Origin of the sequence: Nesterenkonia cremea, from assembly GCF_014642675.1 — a bacterium.
GTDB classification, from domain to species: Bacteria; Actinomycetota; Actinomycetes; order Actinomycetales; family Micrococcaceae; genus Nesterenkonia; species Nesterenkonia cremea.
Window position 1 is genome coordinate 178,323 of sequence record NZ_BMIS01000006.1, and the last position, 14,620, is coordinate 192,942.

General features: G+C 67.4%; 13 protein-coding genes and 1 pseudogene. 8 read left to right on the top strand and 6 right to left on the bottom strand.

The features are described 5' to 3' along the window. The first annotated feature begins 138 nt into the window (after positions 1–138). The 6 genes and pseudogenes from IEW85_RS08460 to IEW85_RS08485 all read left to right on the top strand — a co-directional run bounded on the left by IEW85_RS08460 (position 139) and on the right by IEW85_RS08485 (position 6,205). Positions 139–1,173, top strand: a complete 1,035-nt coding sequence (locus tag IEW85_RS08460; protein ID WP_188684627.1) for an ABC transporter substrate-binding protein — start codon at positions 139–141, stop codon at positions 1,171–1,173. Between the two features lie 130 nt (positions 1,174–1,303). Then, positions 1,304–2,347 (top strand): ABC transporter permease, encoded by a 1,044-nt coding sequence (locus IEW85_RS08465; protein ID WP_188684629.1) that lies wholly within the window; start codon positions 1,304–1,306, stop codon positions 2,345–2,347. A 23-nt stretch (positions 2,348–2,370) separates the two neighbouring features. Next, positions 2,371–3,432: an iron chelate uptake ABC transporter family permease subunit gene (locus tag IEW85_RS08470; protein ID WP_229658906.1), complete on the top strand. Its 1,062-nt coding sequence runs from the start codon at positions 2,371–2,373 to the stop codon at positions 3,430–3,432. Continuing rightward, positions 3,429–4,187 (top strand): iron ABC transporter ATP-binding protein, encoded by a 759-nt coding sequence (locus IEW85_RS08475; protein WP_373286556.1) that lies wholly within the window; start codon positions 3,429–3,431, stop codon positions 4,185–4,187. The genes IEW85_RS08470 and IEW85_RS08475 overlap by 4 nt, the downstream gene beginning before the upstream one ends. A 92-nt stretch (positions 4,188–4,279) precedes the next feature. After that, positions 4,280–4,549, top strand: coding sequence for a beta/alpha barrel domain-containing protein (locus IEW85_RS08480; RefSeq protein ID WP_229658907.1), 270 nt, complete (start codon positions 4,280–4,282; stop codon positions 4,547–4,549). Between the two features lie 195 nt (positions 4,550–4,744). Next, positions 4,745–6,205: pseudogene (locus tag IEW85_RS08485) on the top strand (MFS transporter). 136 nt (positions 6,206–6,341) lie between these two features. Here the strand turns inward: IEW85_RS08485 and IEW85_RS08490 are convergent. The 6 genes from IEW85_RS08490 to IEW85_RS08515 all read right to left on the bottom strand — a co-directional run bounded on the left by IEW85_RS08490 (position 6,342) and on the right by IEW85_RS08515 (position 12,487). Beyond that, a complete protein-coding gene (locus tag IEW85_RS08490) occupies positions 6,342–7,190 on the bottom strand; it encodes a helix-turn-helix transcriptional regulator (RefSeq protein WP_229658908.1) in 849 nt (282 codons plus the stop codon). An 89-nt stretch (positions 7,191–7,279) separates the two neighbouring features. Then, positions 7,280–7,948, bottom strand: coding sequence for a thiaminase II (gene tenA, locus IEW85_RS08495; RefSeq protein WP_188684630.1), 669 nt, complete (start codon positions 7,946–7,948; stop codon positions 7,280–7,282). 82 nt (positions 7,949–8,030) lie between these two features. Further along, positions 8,031–9,842 (bottom strand): acetyl/propionyl/methylcrotonyl-CoA carboxylase subunit alpha, encoded by a 1,812-nt coding sequence (locus IEW85_RS08500; RefSeq protein ID WP_188684632.1) that lies wholly within the window; start codon positions 9,840–9,842, stop codon positions 8,031–8,033. A gap of 19 nt (positions 9,843–9,861) precedes the next feature. Continuing rightward, positions 9,862–10,578 carry a Maf family protein gene (locus IEW85_RS08505; protein ID WP_188684634.1) on the bottom strand — a complete coding sequence of 239 codons (717 nt, stop codon included), beginning with the start codon at positions 10,576–10,578 and terminating at the stop codon, positions 9,862–9,864. Beyond that, on the bottom strand, positions 10,575–10,907 hold the full coding sequence (locus IEW85_RS08510) for an acyl-CoA carboxylase epsilon subunit (RefSeq protein ID WP_188684636.1): 333 nt from the start codon (positions 10,905–10,907) through the stop codon (positions 10,575–10,577). The genes IEW85_RS08505 and IEW85_RS08510 overlap by 4 nt, the downstream gene beginning before the upstream one ends. Next, positions 10,904–12,487 (bottom strand): acyl-CoA carboxylase subunit beta, encoded by a 1,584-nt coding sequence (locus IEW85_RS08515; RefSeq protein WP_188684638.1) that lies wholly within the window; start codon positions 12,485–12,487, stop codon positions 10,904–10,906. Before IEW85_RS08515 ends, IEW85_RS08510 begins: the two co-directional genes overlap by 4 nt. 165 nt (positions 12,488–12,652) lie before the next feature. Here IEW85_RS08515 and IEW85_RS08520 point away from each other — a divergent pair, with 165 nt between their 5' ends. Next, entirely contained in the window at positions 12,653–13,594 is a 942-nt protein-coding gene (locus IEW85_RS08520; protein WP_188684640.1) for an SDR family oxidoreductase, read from the top strand. Positions 13,595–13,679: 85 nt separating this feature from the next. Then, entirely contained in the window at positions 13,680–14,612 is a 933-nt protein-coding gene (locus tag IEW85_RS08525; RefSeq protein ID WP_188684642.1) for a biotin--[acetyl-CoA-carboxylase] ligase, read from the top strand. Positions 14,613–14,620: the final 8 nt, after the last annotated feature.

The window sequence follows — 14,620 nt, forward strand, 5'->3', positions numbered from 1 at the left end:
CTCCGCCGCGAGTTGCGGCCCATGAAATACATCTGTAGGTTCTTTTGTGCTTAGGACAGGCTAAGTAACAGGTTGGCACAATAGAGAACGCCGATCTTCGCTCAGCCGATCACTCACTCCCTTCGAGGAAGGTTCACCATGCCCGCAACCACCACTTCCGAGGCTCTCGCGCCGCACCGCGGCCGCGCCGCCGGCATCCTCTCCGTGGCCGCAGCCTCCGCACTCGTCCTTTCCGCATGCGGCGAGGCCGAGGCAGGCGACAACGGTGCCGCCGGCTCCGGCGAGACCATCACCGTGGAGGACGACCACGGCAGCCACGAGGTCGACCTCGGCGCCGTCGAGTCCGTCGGCGCCTTCGACAACCGCACCTTCCGCCTCCTGGAGGACCTGGGTGTGGAGCTCTCCGTGGCACCGCGTGGGCTGATGCAGTCCCACGTCCACGAGACCTATGCCGAGGACGAGTCCATCCTGGACACCGGCAACCACCGCGAGCCCGACTTCGAGCAGCTCGCCGCCGCCGAGCCGGACCTGGTGATCACCGGTCAGCGCTACTCCCAGTACTACGACGAGATGGCTGACCTCATGCCTGAGGACGGCGTCATCCTGAAGTGGGACGAGGGCACCTCGGACCCCACCACCTTCTTCGAGGGTCTGCGCGGGCAGGCCACCAACATCGGTGAGCTCTTCGAGGCCGAGGAGGAGGCTGAGGAGCTCATCGCTGAGCTCGACGAGGCCATCGAGCGCGTGGAGTCCGCCTACAACGGTGAGGACAGCGTGATGGGCGTGGTCACCTCCGGCGGCGACATCAACTACGCCGGCCCCAACCAGGGCCGCGGCGTGGCTCCGGTCTTCCAGGAGTTCGACCTGGAGCCGGCCCTGGAGGTCGACGAGGAGACCACCGACCACGAGGGCGACGACATCTCCGTCGAGACCATCGCCGACTCCGACCCGGACTGGATCATCGTGCTGGACCGCGACGGCATGACCCCGGATGACCCGGAGTACACCGAGGCCGATGAGCTGATCGCTGACTCCCCGGCGCTGCAGCAGACTGCCGCCATCGAGAACGATCAGGTCGTCTACATGCCGCAGAACATGTACATCACCGAGGACATCCAGGCCTACACCGAGTTCCTCAACGATTTCGCCGATGCCCTGGAGGGCGCTGAGTAAGGTTCAGCTTCACTCCCGCAGCGGCACCGTGATGGGCGATAGGACTTTGTCCTGTCGCCCATCACCCTTAGGATTGCCTCACTGCCTTTAGCACACTCGCCCCTTTTCTCACGCTGACGGAAGCGCCTCTATGACCACCACCCTGCGTCAGGACGTCTCGCAGACCAGTCGAGACATCCTCGTGGAGGATCCGCGCACCCGCCGGCACCGTCGGCTCTGGACGCCGGCCTTCCTCCTGGCCGTCCTGATCACGCTGGGCCTGCTGGTGCTCTCCCTGATGGTCGGCCAGTTCGACGTCTTCGGCGGTGAGGACTGGGAGAACTTCTGGATGTTCGGCGTCACCCGCGTGCCGCGCACTGTGGCGCTGGTCCTGGCCGGAGCGGCCATGGCCATGTGTGGGGTCATCATGCAGCTGCTGACCCAGAACCGCTTTGTGGAGCCCTCCACCATGGGCACCACCGAATGGGCCGGGCTCGGCCTCATCCTGGTCATGTGGCTCTACCCCTCGGCCACTCTGGGGGAGCGGATGATCGGCGCGGTGATCATGTCCTTCGTGGGGACCATGGTCTTCTTCGCCTTCCTGCGCCGGGTCTCGCTGAAGTCCAGCCTGATCGTGCCGATCATCGGCATCATGCTGGGTGCGGTGGTCTCCTCCTTCACCACCTATCTGGCGCTGATGACCGACCGCCTGCAGACCCTGGGCATCTGGTTCCAGGGCTCCTTCACCGGCGTCGTCCAGGGGCGCTACGAGCTGCTGTGGATCGTGCTGGCGGTGACCATCGCCGTCTTCCTGGTGGCCGACCAGTTCACCGTTGCCGGCCTGGGCCGCGATATGGCCACCAACGTCGGCCTGAACTACGCTCTGGTGCTGTTCATGGGCACCGCCATGGTGGCTGTGGCCACCGGAGTCACCGCCACCGTCGTCGGGACTCTGCCCTTCCTCGGCCTGGTGGTCCCCAACATCGTGGCGCTCTTCCGCGGCGATGACCTGCGCACCAACCTCCCCTGGGTGGTGCTGGTGGGCATCTGCACGGTGACCATCTGCGATCTGATCGGCCGGACCATCATCGCTCCCTTCGAGATCCCGGTCGGCATGGTGCTCGGCCTGGTGGGCGGCGTCGTCTTCCTGGCCCTGCTGCTGCGCCAGCGCCGCAAGGGAGGGCTGGTCTCCTAGTGTTCAAGCCTCGAGAGGGCGCGGTGAAGCGTCGCAGGACCGCGGCAGCGCCCGACGCCGATCCCTCGCCTGCCGCTGAGCGGCCCCGCCGCTCCGGGCCCATCACCGGGCCGAAGCATATGCGCCGCTATGTGATCACCATGTCCGCACTGGTGATCACGGCGCTGGGACTGACCTTCGGCATCATGACCTGGGACAATCCGGCCGAGACCGGCTCCCGGCCGTGGTGGCTGATCGTGGATATGCGGCGGGACTCGCTGATCACCATCGGTGTGGTGGCGCTGTGCCATGCGGTCTCCACGGTGGCGTTCCAGACGGCGGTCAACAACCGCATCCTGACCCCCGGGATCATGGGCTTCGGCTCGCTGTACACGGCTATCCAGACCACGGCGGTGTTCCTGCTGGGTGCCGGCGGTGCGACCGCACTGGTCGGCGTCGGGCCCTTCCTGCTGCAGATGCTGGCGATGATGGTGCTGGCCACGCTGCTCTACACCTGGCTGCTGAGCGGGAGGTTCTCCAACATCCACATCATGCTGCTGGTGGGGGTGGTCATCGGCGGTGTGCTCGGCTCGCTGTCGAACTTCATGCAGCGGATCCTGACGCCCTCGGAGTTCGACGTGCTGACCGCGCGGCTCTTCGGCAACATCTCCAACGCCCGGGCCGACTACCTGCCCTATGCCATCCCTATGGTGATCGCCGCCGTCGCGCTGATCTGGCTGCGGGCCAATACGCTCAACACCATCGCGCTGGGCAGGACCACTGCGCAGAACCTGGGGCTGAACTATAAGCGCGAGCTGATCATCGTCATGGCGCTGGTCTCGCTGCTGGTGGCCGTGGCCACTGCGCTGGTGGGGCCGATGATGTTCCTCGGCTTCCTCGCCGCCACGCTGGCCTATCAGTTCGGCGACACCTACTCCCACCGCATGCTCTTCCCCATGGCGGTGCTCTTCGCCTACACCATCCTGGCCGCCAGCTACTTCATCCTCCGCCACATCTGGGACGCCGGGGGAGCGGTCACTGTGATCGTGGAGCTGATCGGCGGGCTGGTCTTCCTGATCGTTCTGATGAGAAAGGGACGCCTGTGAGCATCACACTGACCGACGTCGCCAAGGACTACTCCTCCAGCGTCAAGATCGGGCCGGTCACCACCGAGATCCAGTCCGGAGGCGTGACCGCGCTGGTGGGCCCCAACGGCGCCGGCAAGTCTACGATCCTCACGATGATCGGGCGGCTGCTGGACATCGACACCGGCGAGATCACCGTGGCCGGCCACGACGTGGTCAACACGCCTTCGAAGACCATCGCCAAGATCCTCTCGGTGCTGCGCCAGGAGAACCACTTCGTCACCCGGCTGACCGTGCGCCAGCTGGTGGGCTTCGGGCGGTTCCCGCATTCGAAGGGCCGGCTGACCATCGGAGACGAGAAGTACATCTCCGAGGCCATCGACTTCCTGAACCTCACCGATCTGGAGGACCGCTACCTGGACCAGCTCTCCGGCGGGCAGCGCCAGCGCGCCTATGTGGCTATGGTGCTGGCGCAGAACACCGACTACGTGCTGCTGGATGAGCCGCTGAACAACTTGGACATGCAGCATGCGGTCCAGATGATGAAGCAGCTGCGCCGGGCCGCCGACGAGCTGGGCCGCACAGTGGTGATCGTGCTGCACGACATCAACTTCGCCGCCCACTACTCGGACAAGATCCTGGCGATGAAGGACGGCCAGGTCATCGAGCACGGCACCCCGCGGGAGATCATGCGCGACGACGTGCTCACCAGCATCTTCAACACTGACATCCAGGTGATCGAGGGCCCCAACGGCCCGCTGGCCGTGTACTACTGAGGGATGCTCAGTCGGAGGTGAGGGGCCGGCGCTGTGCGGGTGGCAACATCTGGCAACCGGTTGCCGGTGTGTGGGGTTCGCACCAGGATGTGATGGTGACCACTGATATCGCTCAGAACCCGGACCGACTCTTTCCTGCAGATCCTGCCCAGCGTGAGGTCGCTCGGCGGCTCTATGCACCGGTGCCGGACGTGGTGTTCTGTCCCACCGGCGGGATCAGCGCAGCCAATGCTCCCGACTACCTGGGACTGAGCAATGTGGCCTGCGTGGGCGGAAGCTGGCTTACCCCCATGGACGCTGTGGCGGCAGGGGGCTGCGGCGAGATCACCCGCCGCGCTCGCGAGGCAGCTGCGCTGGCCTGATCCGGGCCACACCGATCTGCGCTGGATCGAGCAGCGCTGGGCTGGCGAATCTGCAATTGCACCCGTCTCACTGTTTGAGACGGGTGCAATCTTCCTGCAGGATTCCGGGAAAGTGGTTTTACGATCTTTGAGTCTGCACGCCGGGGAGCGTGCGATTCGCCCAGAAACTTTCCTCTTTGGAGAACTGAGAGTCCCATGTCAACCACAGTCGACCCGGCAACCCAGCCGGAACCGAACAGCGCCGATCCCAACGCCGGCGACCAGATCGCCGATGAGAATCTGACGGTCCCGCGCCGACGGATCATCGGTGCCTCGCTCATCGGCACCACGATCGAGTTCTACGACTTCTACATCTTCGCCACCGCCGCAGCCTCCATATTCCCGCTGCTGTTCTTCTACGGCGACGACGATGACCTGAGTCGCTCGCTGCTGCTGGCGATGACCACCTTCGGTGTGGCCTTCGTGGCCCGCCCGCTGGGTGCGGTGATCTTCGGCCATTACGGCGACAAGATCGGGCGCAAGGTCACCCTGGTCGGTGCGCTGCTGGTCATGGGACTGGCCACTGTGCTCATCGGCTTCCTGCCCACGGTTCACCAGATCGGCATCTGGGCGCCGGCCATGCTGACCGTCCTGCGATTCTGTCAGGGCCTGGGCCTCGGTGGCGAATGGTCCGGCGCGGCACTGCTCGCCTCTGAGACCGCCCGTCCGGGCAAGCGCGCCCAGGCGGCCATGTGGCCCCAGCTGGGCGCTCCCTTCGGCTTCATCCTGGCCAACGGCCTCTTCCTGATCCTGGCAGTGTCCTTCGGCTTCAACCTGGCCGACGTCTCCGAGATGCCGGTGGGCGAGGCTCTGGAGCACCCCTTCCTGGTGTGGGGTTGGCGCATTCCGTTCATCGCCTCCATCCTGATGATCCTGGTGGGCCTCTACGTCCGTCTGCGGATTGAGGAGACACCGGTCTTCGCCAAGGCGCTGAAGAACAAGGAGAAGGTCAAGGCGCCCATCGGTGAGGTCTTCCGCAAGAACTGGTAGGAGATCATCCTCGGCACCTTCATCATGCTGGCCACCTACGGCCTCTTCTACATCATGACCACCTGGATCGCCACGTATGTGGTCCAGCCCGAGGCTGTGGGCTCGCTGAACTACGATTACCAGACGTTCCTGCTGCTGCAGGTCATCTCCATCGTCTTCTTCGCCGCTTGCATCCCGGTGGCAGGCCGCCTGGCCGACGCCTTCGGCCGCAAGAAGATGCTGATGACGGTCACCGCTGGCATCATGGTCTTCGGTCTGAGCTTCGGCTGGTTCATCGGCGCCGATCAGCTGGGCACCGGTGCTGACCTCAACGTCTGGCAGCTCTTCGCCTTCCTCTGCGTGGGCATGGCCCTGATGGGCCTGACCTTCGGCCCCATGTCGGCCTACCTGCCGGAGCTCTTCCCCACGAACACCCGCTACACCGGCTCCGGCGTCGCCTACAATCTCTCTTCCATCCTGGGCGCGGCGCTGACCCCCTTCGCCGCCACCTGGTTGGTGCAGAGCTTCGGAGTCCACGCAGTCGGTTTCTACCTGGTCTTCCTGGCCGCCCTGACCATGGTCAGCCTGGTCCTCTCCCCGGAGACCTCCAAGAAGTCCCTCTATACCGAGGAGAAGCAGGAGAGCTGATCCTCCAGGTTCCCGACGATGGCGGCCCCTCACCGTGCAGCTGTGACCTGATCACAGCGGCGGTTGAGGGGCCGCCGTCGTCGTTCCCGGGGATCTCCAACCGGGGGAGAGTGGGGACAGTGGGGGACTCCAGCCCTCAGTGCATGAGGGAGATGAGCTCTGCGCGGTTCCGGGCTCCGGCCTTCTTCAGCAGCTTGGAGATGTGAAACTTCACCGTGTGCTCGGTGATCCCCAGGGTCCGGGCGATCTCCGCGTTGCGGGCCCCTCGGGCCAGCTCGTTGAGCACCTCCTGCTCGCGGCCGCTGACCTCCGGCAGGCCCTCCAGCGGTGCGGGCGCGCTCACCGGATCCAGCGGGATGCTGATGCTCATCTCCGTACCCCACCCGGGGGTGGAGCTCACCGTCATCTGCCCGTCCAGCGCGGTGACATGCTCGCTGACCGGGCGCAGGGCGTCGTCGTGGGGCTGGGTCTCGCCGCGGCCGTCGTCGCGGATGTTGATCAGCAGGTTCAGCCCGTCGCAGTCCCAGTGCACCCGGGAGCGCTGCGCCTCGGCGGCGTTGGCCAGCATCAGCAGCACATTGCGCACGATCGCCCGCGCCGCATGTGCCACATCTCCGGGCAGGGCGCGTCCGTTGGTCGGGGGCTCCACGAACTCCACGTCCAGCTTCCCGAACCGCACCAGCGGCTGCACATCCTCCTTCAGTCGGGAGAAGGCGCCCGCCACCGGCTCCAAGGCATCCAGGTGGTCATCGGTGGCGGTCCGCAGCCGCACCAGCGCGGTGGCGGCGATCTGTGTGGCGGTCTCGCGGGCGCCGCGGTCATCCATGCTGGAGGAGCGCAGCACCGAGATCACCGACTCCAGGGTCACGGCATAGCGGTCGGCCTGCTCGCTCAGCAACCGGGCTTGGTTGGCCCGCTGGGCCCGGGTGCGGCTGTCGGCGCAGGTCTCGGAAGTGGTCTCGGAGATGGTCTCGGTGTCGGTCACGGGAGCATCCTAGCTCAGCTGGACTGCCCTTTCGACTAGCGCAGTCCCTTCGGCTAGCCCATCCCTTTCAGCCGGCAGAGCTCCTTCGGTCAGCCCGCGGCGTCGAGCCCCATCTGCCAGAAGGCGCTCTCCATCCGCGTCGCGGTGGAGAACACCCGGGTCAGCTCGGGCAGCCGCGCCTCGGTATAGCTGCGTCGCCCCAGCGACTCGATCTGCTCCACTGCCGCGCGGGCAGCACTCTGATACTCCTCAGAGGCGTACTCACTGATCCATTCGGCGTAGGGGTGCTCCGGATTCGCCTCCACCGCCGGGGCCAGCCACTGGGCGATCTCGGCATAGCCGATCACACAGGGCGCCAGCGCCACGTGGAGGTCCAGGAGGTCCCCGCTCATGCCGGCGTCGAGGACAAACCGCGTATAGGCCACTGTGGACTGGTGCTCCTCCGCGGCCTCCAGATCCTCGGGGCTCAGGCCCCACCGGGCGCAGAGCCGCACATGCAGGTCGGTCTCGGAGACGATGGCGGCCAGCCCGTCCTGGGCGGCGCGGATATCGGCGAACTCCCGGCTCTTATAGGCCGCCAGCGCATAGGCGCGTGAGAACTGGATCAGGAACAGGTAGTCCTGGATCAGGTACTCGCGGAAGGCGGCCTCGGGCAGGGATCCGTGCCCCATCTGCCGCAGAAACTCATGGCGGGTGTAGTCCTGCCAGTGGTCGGCGGCCTGGGACTTCAACAGGTCGAACAGCGGGAGCTCGGTCATGCTCCCAGGCTAGTCGCTGACGACGCCCGCCGTTTCAGCCCCGGCCCGACGCCGGCGGCTCCCGACGCCGCTCAGCTTCGGCTCACTCGATGGTGGCGATGACCTCTCCGGCGCTCAGCGTCTTGCCGGCCTCCACCTTCAGGCCTTTGAGCTTGCCCGCCTTATGCGCAGTGATCGGCTGCTCCATCTTCATGGCCTCCAGGACCAGCACCAGGTCGCCTTCTTCGACCTTGGCGCCCTCCTTGGTGGCCAGCTTCACCACAGTGCCCTGCATGGGGGAGGTCAGCTGGTCACCGGATGCGCCCACGGCGCCGCCGGCCCTGCGCGCCTTGCGCTTCTTCTTGGAGCCGGCCGGGCGGCCGCCCAGCTTGCCGGCGGCCAGGGACTCGGGCAGGTTCACGGTGACCCGCTTGCCGTTGACCTCCATGACCACGGACCCGCGTCCCTCGGCGGCCTCGGCACCGGGGTGTGCGGTCAGCGTGTTGAACGGCTGGATGGTGTTGTCGAACTCGGTCTCGATCCACCGGGTGTGCACGGAGAAGGACTCCGGGGTGCGCTTGCGGGTGGCCGGCGTCGCGGCCTTCTGGCCCACTTCGGGGGCGAAGGCCGGGTCCTCCACCACAGCGCGGTGGAAGGGCAGCACAGTGGGCATGCCCTCGACCTTCATCTCGGCCAGCGCCCGCTTGGCGCGGCGCAGCGCCTGCTCGCGGTCGGCGCCGGTGACGATCAGCTTGGCCACCATGGAGTCGAAGGAGCCGGAGATGGTCTCACCGGCGCGGACGCCGGAGTCCACACGCACGCCTGGGCCGGTGGGCAGCTCGAAGCGGTCCAGAGTGCCCGGTGCGGGCATGAAGTTCCGGCCCGGGTCCTCCCCGTTGATGCGGAACTCGAAGCTGTGGCCGCGGACCTCCGGGTCGTCGTAGCCGAGCTTCTCGCCGCGGGCGATCCGGAACTGCTCGCGGACCAGGTCCAGGCTGGTGACCTCCTCGGAGACCGGGTGCTCCACCTGCAGGCGGGTGTTGACCTCCAGGAAGCTGATGGTGCCGTCCTGGCCGATCAGGAATTCGCAGGTGCCGGCGCCCACGTAGCCGGCCTCCTTCAGCAGGGCCTTGGAGGCGCGGTAGAGCTGGCGGTTCTGATTGCGGCTCAGAAAGGGCGCCGGGGCCTCCTCCACGAGCTTCTGATTGCGGCGCTGCAGGGAGCAGTCCCGGGTGGAGACCACCACGACGTTGCCGTGCTCATCGGCCAGGCACTGGGTCTCCACGTGGCGGGGCTTGTCCAGGAACTTCTCGATGAAGCATTCGCCTCGGCCGAAGGCGGAGACGGCCTCACGCACTGCCGATTCGTAGAGCTCGACGACCTCTTCCTTCTCGCGGACCACCTTGATGCCGCGTCCGCCGCCGCCGTGGGCGGCCTTGATGGCGATGGGAAGGCCCTGCTTCTCGGCGAACTTCACAACCTCATCGGCGTCCTTGACCGGCTTCTTGGTGCCCGGCGCCAGGGGAGCGCCCACCTTCTCTGCCAGCTGACGGGCCGAGACCTTATCGCCCAGGGTCTCGATGGCCTCAGGCGAGGGGCCGATCCAGACCAGGCCGGCGTCGATGACGGTGCGGGCGAACTCGGCGTTCTCGGAGAGGAAGCCGTAGCCGGGGTGGACGGCATCGGCGCCGGTGGCCCGTGCGGCCTCCAGGATCTTGTCGATGACCAGGTAGCTCTCGGCCGCGGAGGAGCCGCCCAGGCTGTAGGCCTCATCGGCCATCTTCACGTGCACGGCCTCACGGTCCGGCTCGGCGTAGACGGCCACCGCGGTCAGGCCCTCGTCGTGGGCTGCGCGGATCACACGCACTGCGATCTCGCCGCGGTTGGCGATCAGCACCTTGGTGAAGTCGGTCATCGTCGTCGTCGCTCCTGCTCTAGCTTGTCTGAAACTCTGTGATGTCGTGGCCGAGGCGCTCCAGCATCCGCCCCAGGGCGGCGGTGGAGACGCCGATGATCGACTCGCGGTCGCCCTCGACCTTCTCGATGTGCTCGGCGGCCCGGCCCTCCAGGGTGAAGGCCCCGGCGCAGTTCAGGCCCTCGCCGGATTCGGCGTAGGCACGGATCTGCTCATCGGTGGGCATCCCGAAGGTGATGTCCGAGGAGACGGTCTCGGCCGCAGCCGGCAGCTCGCCGTCCGCGGCCAGGGTCCTGCCGGTGAAGACGCCGAAGATCTGGTCCAGCGAGCTGGCCGCCGCCTGCTTGGAGGCCTGCGTGGTGTCCACCAGCCAGTGCCCGGTGTGCAGGGTGCCGGTGTCTCCGCGCATCTGCTGCCAGCGCTGCACGGCCACCTCCACCTCATAGGGCTTGCCGTAGGCGGTGCCGTCCAACTCGAAGACCGAGTCGCAGCCCAGCACCAGCGCATTGCGGGCCTCGTTGCCGGAGGCCACATCCTCAGCCTTGGTGCGGGCCAGCATGAGGGCCTCATCGGCGGGGGAGAGCGGGCCGGCCGTCTCCACATAGGTCTCCACGGCGGCGCGCTCGTCCACCTCGGAGACCACCACCTCGAAATCGATCCCAGCCTTCTCGAAGATCGCCTTCCGGGCAGGGGAGGCCGAGGCCAGGATCAGCCGGGGTGCGCGCTGGGCGGTCATCGCAGACCTCCCGCGTTCTTCCAGGAGTCCGGTCCCGGCCGGCCCCACAGGCCCAGCCGGTTGAAGGAGAGGCTGCGGCGGCGCTGCAGGCGCCGGTCGCGGGGACCGGTGCTGCCGGCGTCGTGGTTCTGCTGCGGCTCCGCGGAGGCGAGCTTCCCGACGACGGCGGCCACAGCGGCCAGCTCCTCCTCGGTCAGCTCCGCGCCGGTGATCTCCAGCAGCGGCTGCTCGTCCTCATCGTTGGGGCGCATAGCTGCCGTCTCAGCGGCCTCTTCGGCCTGGGACGGCAAGTCTTCGCCCAATCGTCCGGTGTCTGCAGGCTCAGTCACAGCGGGATGTTTCCATGCTTCTTAGCGGGCAGGGACTCGCGCTTGTGGTACGTGGCGCTGAGCGCCTTGGTGATCTGCCAGCGGGTCTCGGCCGGCTCGACGACCGCGTCGATGTAGCCCAGCTCGGCGGCCTGGTACGGGTTGAGCAGCTCAGCCTCGTAGTCGGCGATCAGCTCGGAGCGCTTGGCCTCCACATCCTCGCCGTTCTTCTCGGCCTGGGCCAGGTCCCGGCGGTAGAGGATGTTGACCGCGCCCTGGGCGCCCATCACGCCGATCTGCGCCGTGGGCCAGGCGAGGTTCACATCGGCGCCGAGCTTCTTGGAGCCCATCACGATGTAGGCGCCGCCGAAGGCCTTGCGGGTGATCACGGTGATCTTGGGGACGGTGGCCTCGGCGTAGGCGTAGAGCAGCTTGGCGCCGCGGCGGATGATGCCGCCGAACTCCTGGTCGGTGCCGGGCAGGAAGCCGGGCACATCCACCAGGGTGACCACCGGGATGTTGAAGGCGTCGCAGAAGCGGACGAAGCGCGCGGCCTTCTCCGAGGCGGCGATGTCCAGGGTTCCGGCGAACTGGCTGGGCTGGTTGGCCACCACGCCCACGCTGCGGCCCTCCACACGGCCCAGGCCGATGACCACATTGGGGGCGTAGAGCGACTGCAGCTCCAGGAAGTGGCCGTCGTCGAGGATCTGCTCGATGACGGTGCGCATGTCATAGGGGGCGCTGGCGGAGTCGGGGATCAGCTCGTTGAGCGCCTCATCCTCGGCCTCGATCTTGGGGCGCTCCTCGAACTCCTCCACCGGTCCCTCGGCGAGGTTGTTCAGCGGCAGGAACTCCAGCAGCTCCTGGGCGAAGGAGATCGCGTCCTCCTCATCGGAGGCCATATAGGCGGCGGTGCCGGTGGTCCGGCTGTGGGACTCCGCGCCGCCCAGGGTCTCCATGTCCACGTCCTCGCCGGTGACGGACTTGATGACGTCCGGGCCGGTGATGAACATGTGGGAGGTCTTGTCCACCATGATCACGAAGTCGTTCAGCGCCGGGGAGTAGGCGGCGCCGCCGGCTGCAGGGCCCATGATCAGGGTGATCTGCGGGATGACTCCGGAGGAGTGGACGTTGTTGCGGAAGATGTCGGCGAACATGGCCAGCGAGGCCACGCCCTCCTGGATGCGGGCGCCGCCGCCGTCGTTGATCCCGATGACCGGGCACCCGTTGCGGGCGGCGAACTCCTGGACCTTGACGATCTTCTCTCCGTTGACCTTGGAGAGGGAGCCGCCGAAGACGGTGAAGTCCTGGGAGTAGACGGCCACCAGGCGGCCGTCGATGGTGCCGTAGCCGGAGACCAGGCCGTCGCCCAGCGGCTTCTTGGCATCCATGCCGAAGGCGGTGGTGCGGTGGACGGCCAGAGCGTCGAATTCGACGAAGGAACCCTCGTCGAGCAGCATGTCGATCCGTTCGCGGGCGGTGTGCTTGCCGCGGTTGTGCTGCTTCTCGACGGCGGCCTCTCCGGCGGGCGCCTGGGTCCTGTCCCGGCGGTCGCGGAAGTCGGCGAGCTTGCCGGCAGTGGTGGTGAGGTCGCGCGTCATCGTGCTTCGGTGGTGCCTTTCATAGAGGGTCTCCACAATCCAGACGCCAGTCTAATGGGAGATATCCGTGGTTCTGCTGTGGGGACCCTACAAATCATCGGGGCGGACCTCCGTGGGTTGTGACCTGGGATACAAAAATTGATTACTGACCAGTAGGATCGCGGTATGGGACACCAGAATGAGGAACTTCAGAAGGCGATCGACCTGACCGGCCTGCAGGGCAAGACCGTGGTGATGTCCGGAGGCAGCCGCGGCATCGGCCACTCCATCGCCGTCCAGCTCGGCGCGGCGGGGGCCGACCTGGTCCTGCTGGCCAAGACCGGCGAGCCCCACCCCACGCTGGAGGGCACGGTGCACACCGCCGTGGCGGACATCGAGGCGGCCGGTGGGCGCGGCCTGGCCGTGGTGGGAGACCTGCGCCGCGATGAGGACGTCGCCCGCGCCGTGGACTCCGCAGCGGAGACCTTCGGCGGGATCGACATCGTCATCAACAACGCCTCGGCCATCGATCTCTCGCCCACTCAGGCGCTGGATATGAAGCGCTATGACCTCATGCACGACATCAACGTCCGCGGCACCTTCCTGCTCTCCAAGCTGGCGGCCCCGCATCTGCGCGCCAGTGCCGAGCAGGGCCGCAGCCCGCAGATCCTCACGCTCTCCCCGCCGCTGACCGGGGCTGACGGGCGCCTGGACCCGCAGTGGTTCGGCAAGCACCTGGCCTACACGATGGCCAAATACGGGATGTCGATGACCACCATCGGCCTCGCCCAGGAGCTGGCCGGGGGCAAGGGTGCGGCCGGCGTCGCGGTGAATTCGCTGTGGCCGGTCACGCTGATCGAGACCGCCGCCATCCGCTCCCTGGCCGAGAAGTCCGCCGGTGCCGGGCAGCAGGAGCAGAGCGAGGCCATGCTGCGCGGCTCCCGCCGTCCGGAGATCGTGGCCGATGCGGCCACAGCGCTGCTGGCCGGTGCGGTCACTGAGGGCGGCGAGCTGGCCACCGGGCAGTTCCTCACCGATGAGGATGTCCTGCGCGCCGTCGGCATCGAGGACTTCAGCGGCTACGCGGTGGATCCGGAGGCGCAGCTGGCCCCGGACATCTTCCTCTGAGGACTTGGTCGGTGCCCGGATGGGTCTCGGCTGAGGGTTCGGATGAGGTCTCGGCCGGCGGGCCGCCGACTGGGAGAATAGGGACATGACTGATAGCGAAGCGCCGGATCCGCAGTCCTGCCCAGCTCCGCAGCTCCGTCCCCTGGACGAGCCGCATCTGCAGCGCCGGCTGGTGGAACAGGGTCCCTTCGCGCGGCTGGAGAGGGTGGATTCCATCGCCTCCACCAATGCTCGGTTGGTCCAGGAGCTCTCCGGCGCGGCTGGGGCCGGCTGGCCGCATCTCTGCGTGCTGACCGCTGAGGAGCAGACGGGCGGCTCCGGCCGGCTGGGCCGCTCCTGGGCCTCGCCCCGGCACTCCTCGCTGTCCACCTCTGTGGTGCTGCGGCCGGCTCTGCCCGCACAGGGCTTGGCCTGGATCTCGCTGTTGGCCGGCACGGCTCTCACCGAGGTGCTGCGCGAGGAGTACGGCCTGGAGGCCCAGCTGAAGTGGCCCAACGACGTCCATATCCGCGGCCGCAAGATCAGCGGGATCCTCGCCGCGCTCGCCGGAGGAGGTCCCGACGCCGGCGGCGCGCTCATCCTGGGCTGCGGCATCAACGTGCTGCTCACCGAGGATCAGCTCCCGACGCCGACCTCCACCTCCGTCCTGCTGGAGCTGCAGCGCGCCCAGCAGGACGGGCAGACCCAGAGAGCCCAGCACTCCGACCTCCGAACCGCCCTGCTCGCCGCCTTCCTCGAGCGCTTCGCCGCGACCCTCACCGAGGCCGAATCCCAGGGCTCGGTGGCCCCGCTGTGCCCCCGGATCACCGCCGTCATGGACACCATCGGTCAGGAGGTCCGTGTGGAACTGCCCGGAGGATCGGCCGAGCGGGGGACCGCCGTCGGGCTCCAGCCCGATGGTGCGCTGCTGGTGGAGGTGACGCATCGGCGTCGTGAGGCTGATGGGCCGTGGGAGGAGCAGGCCGCTGAGCAGCGGTCCTTCTCCGCGGGCGATGTGGTGCACCTGCGTCGCCGGTAGACTGGCGG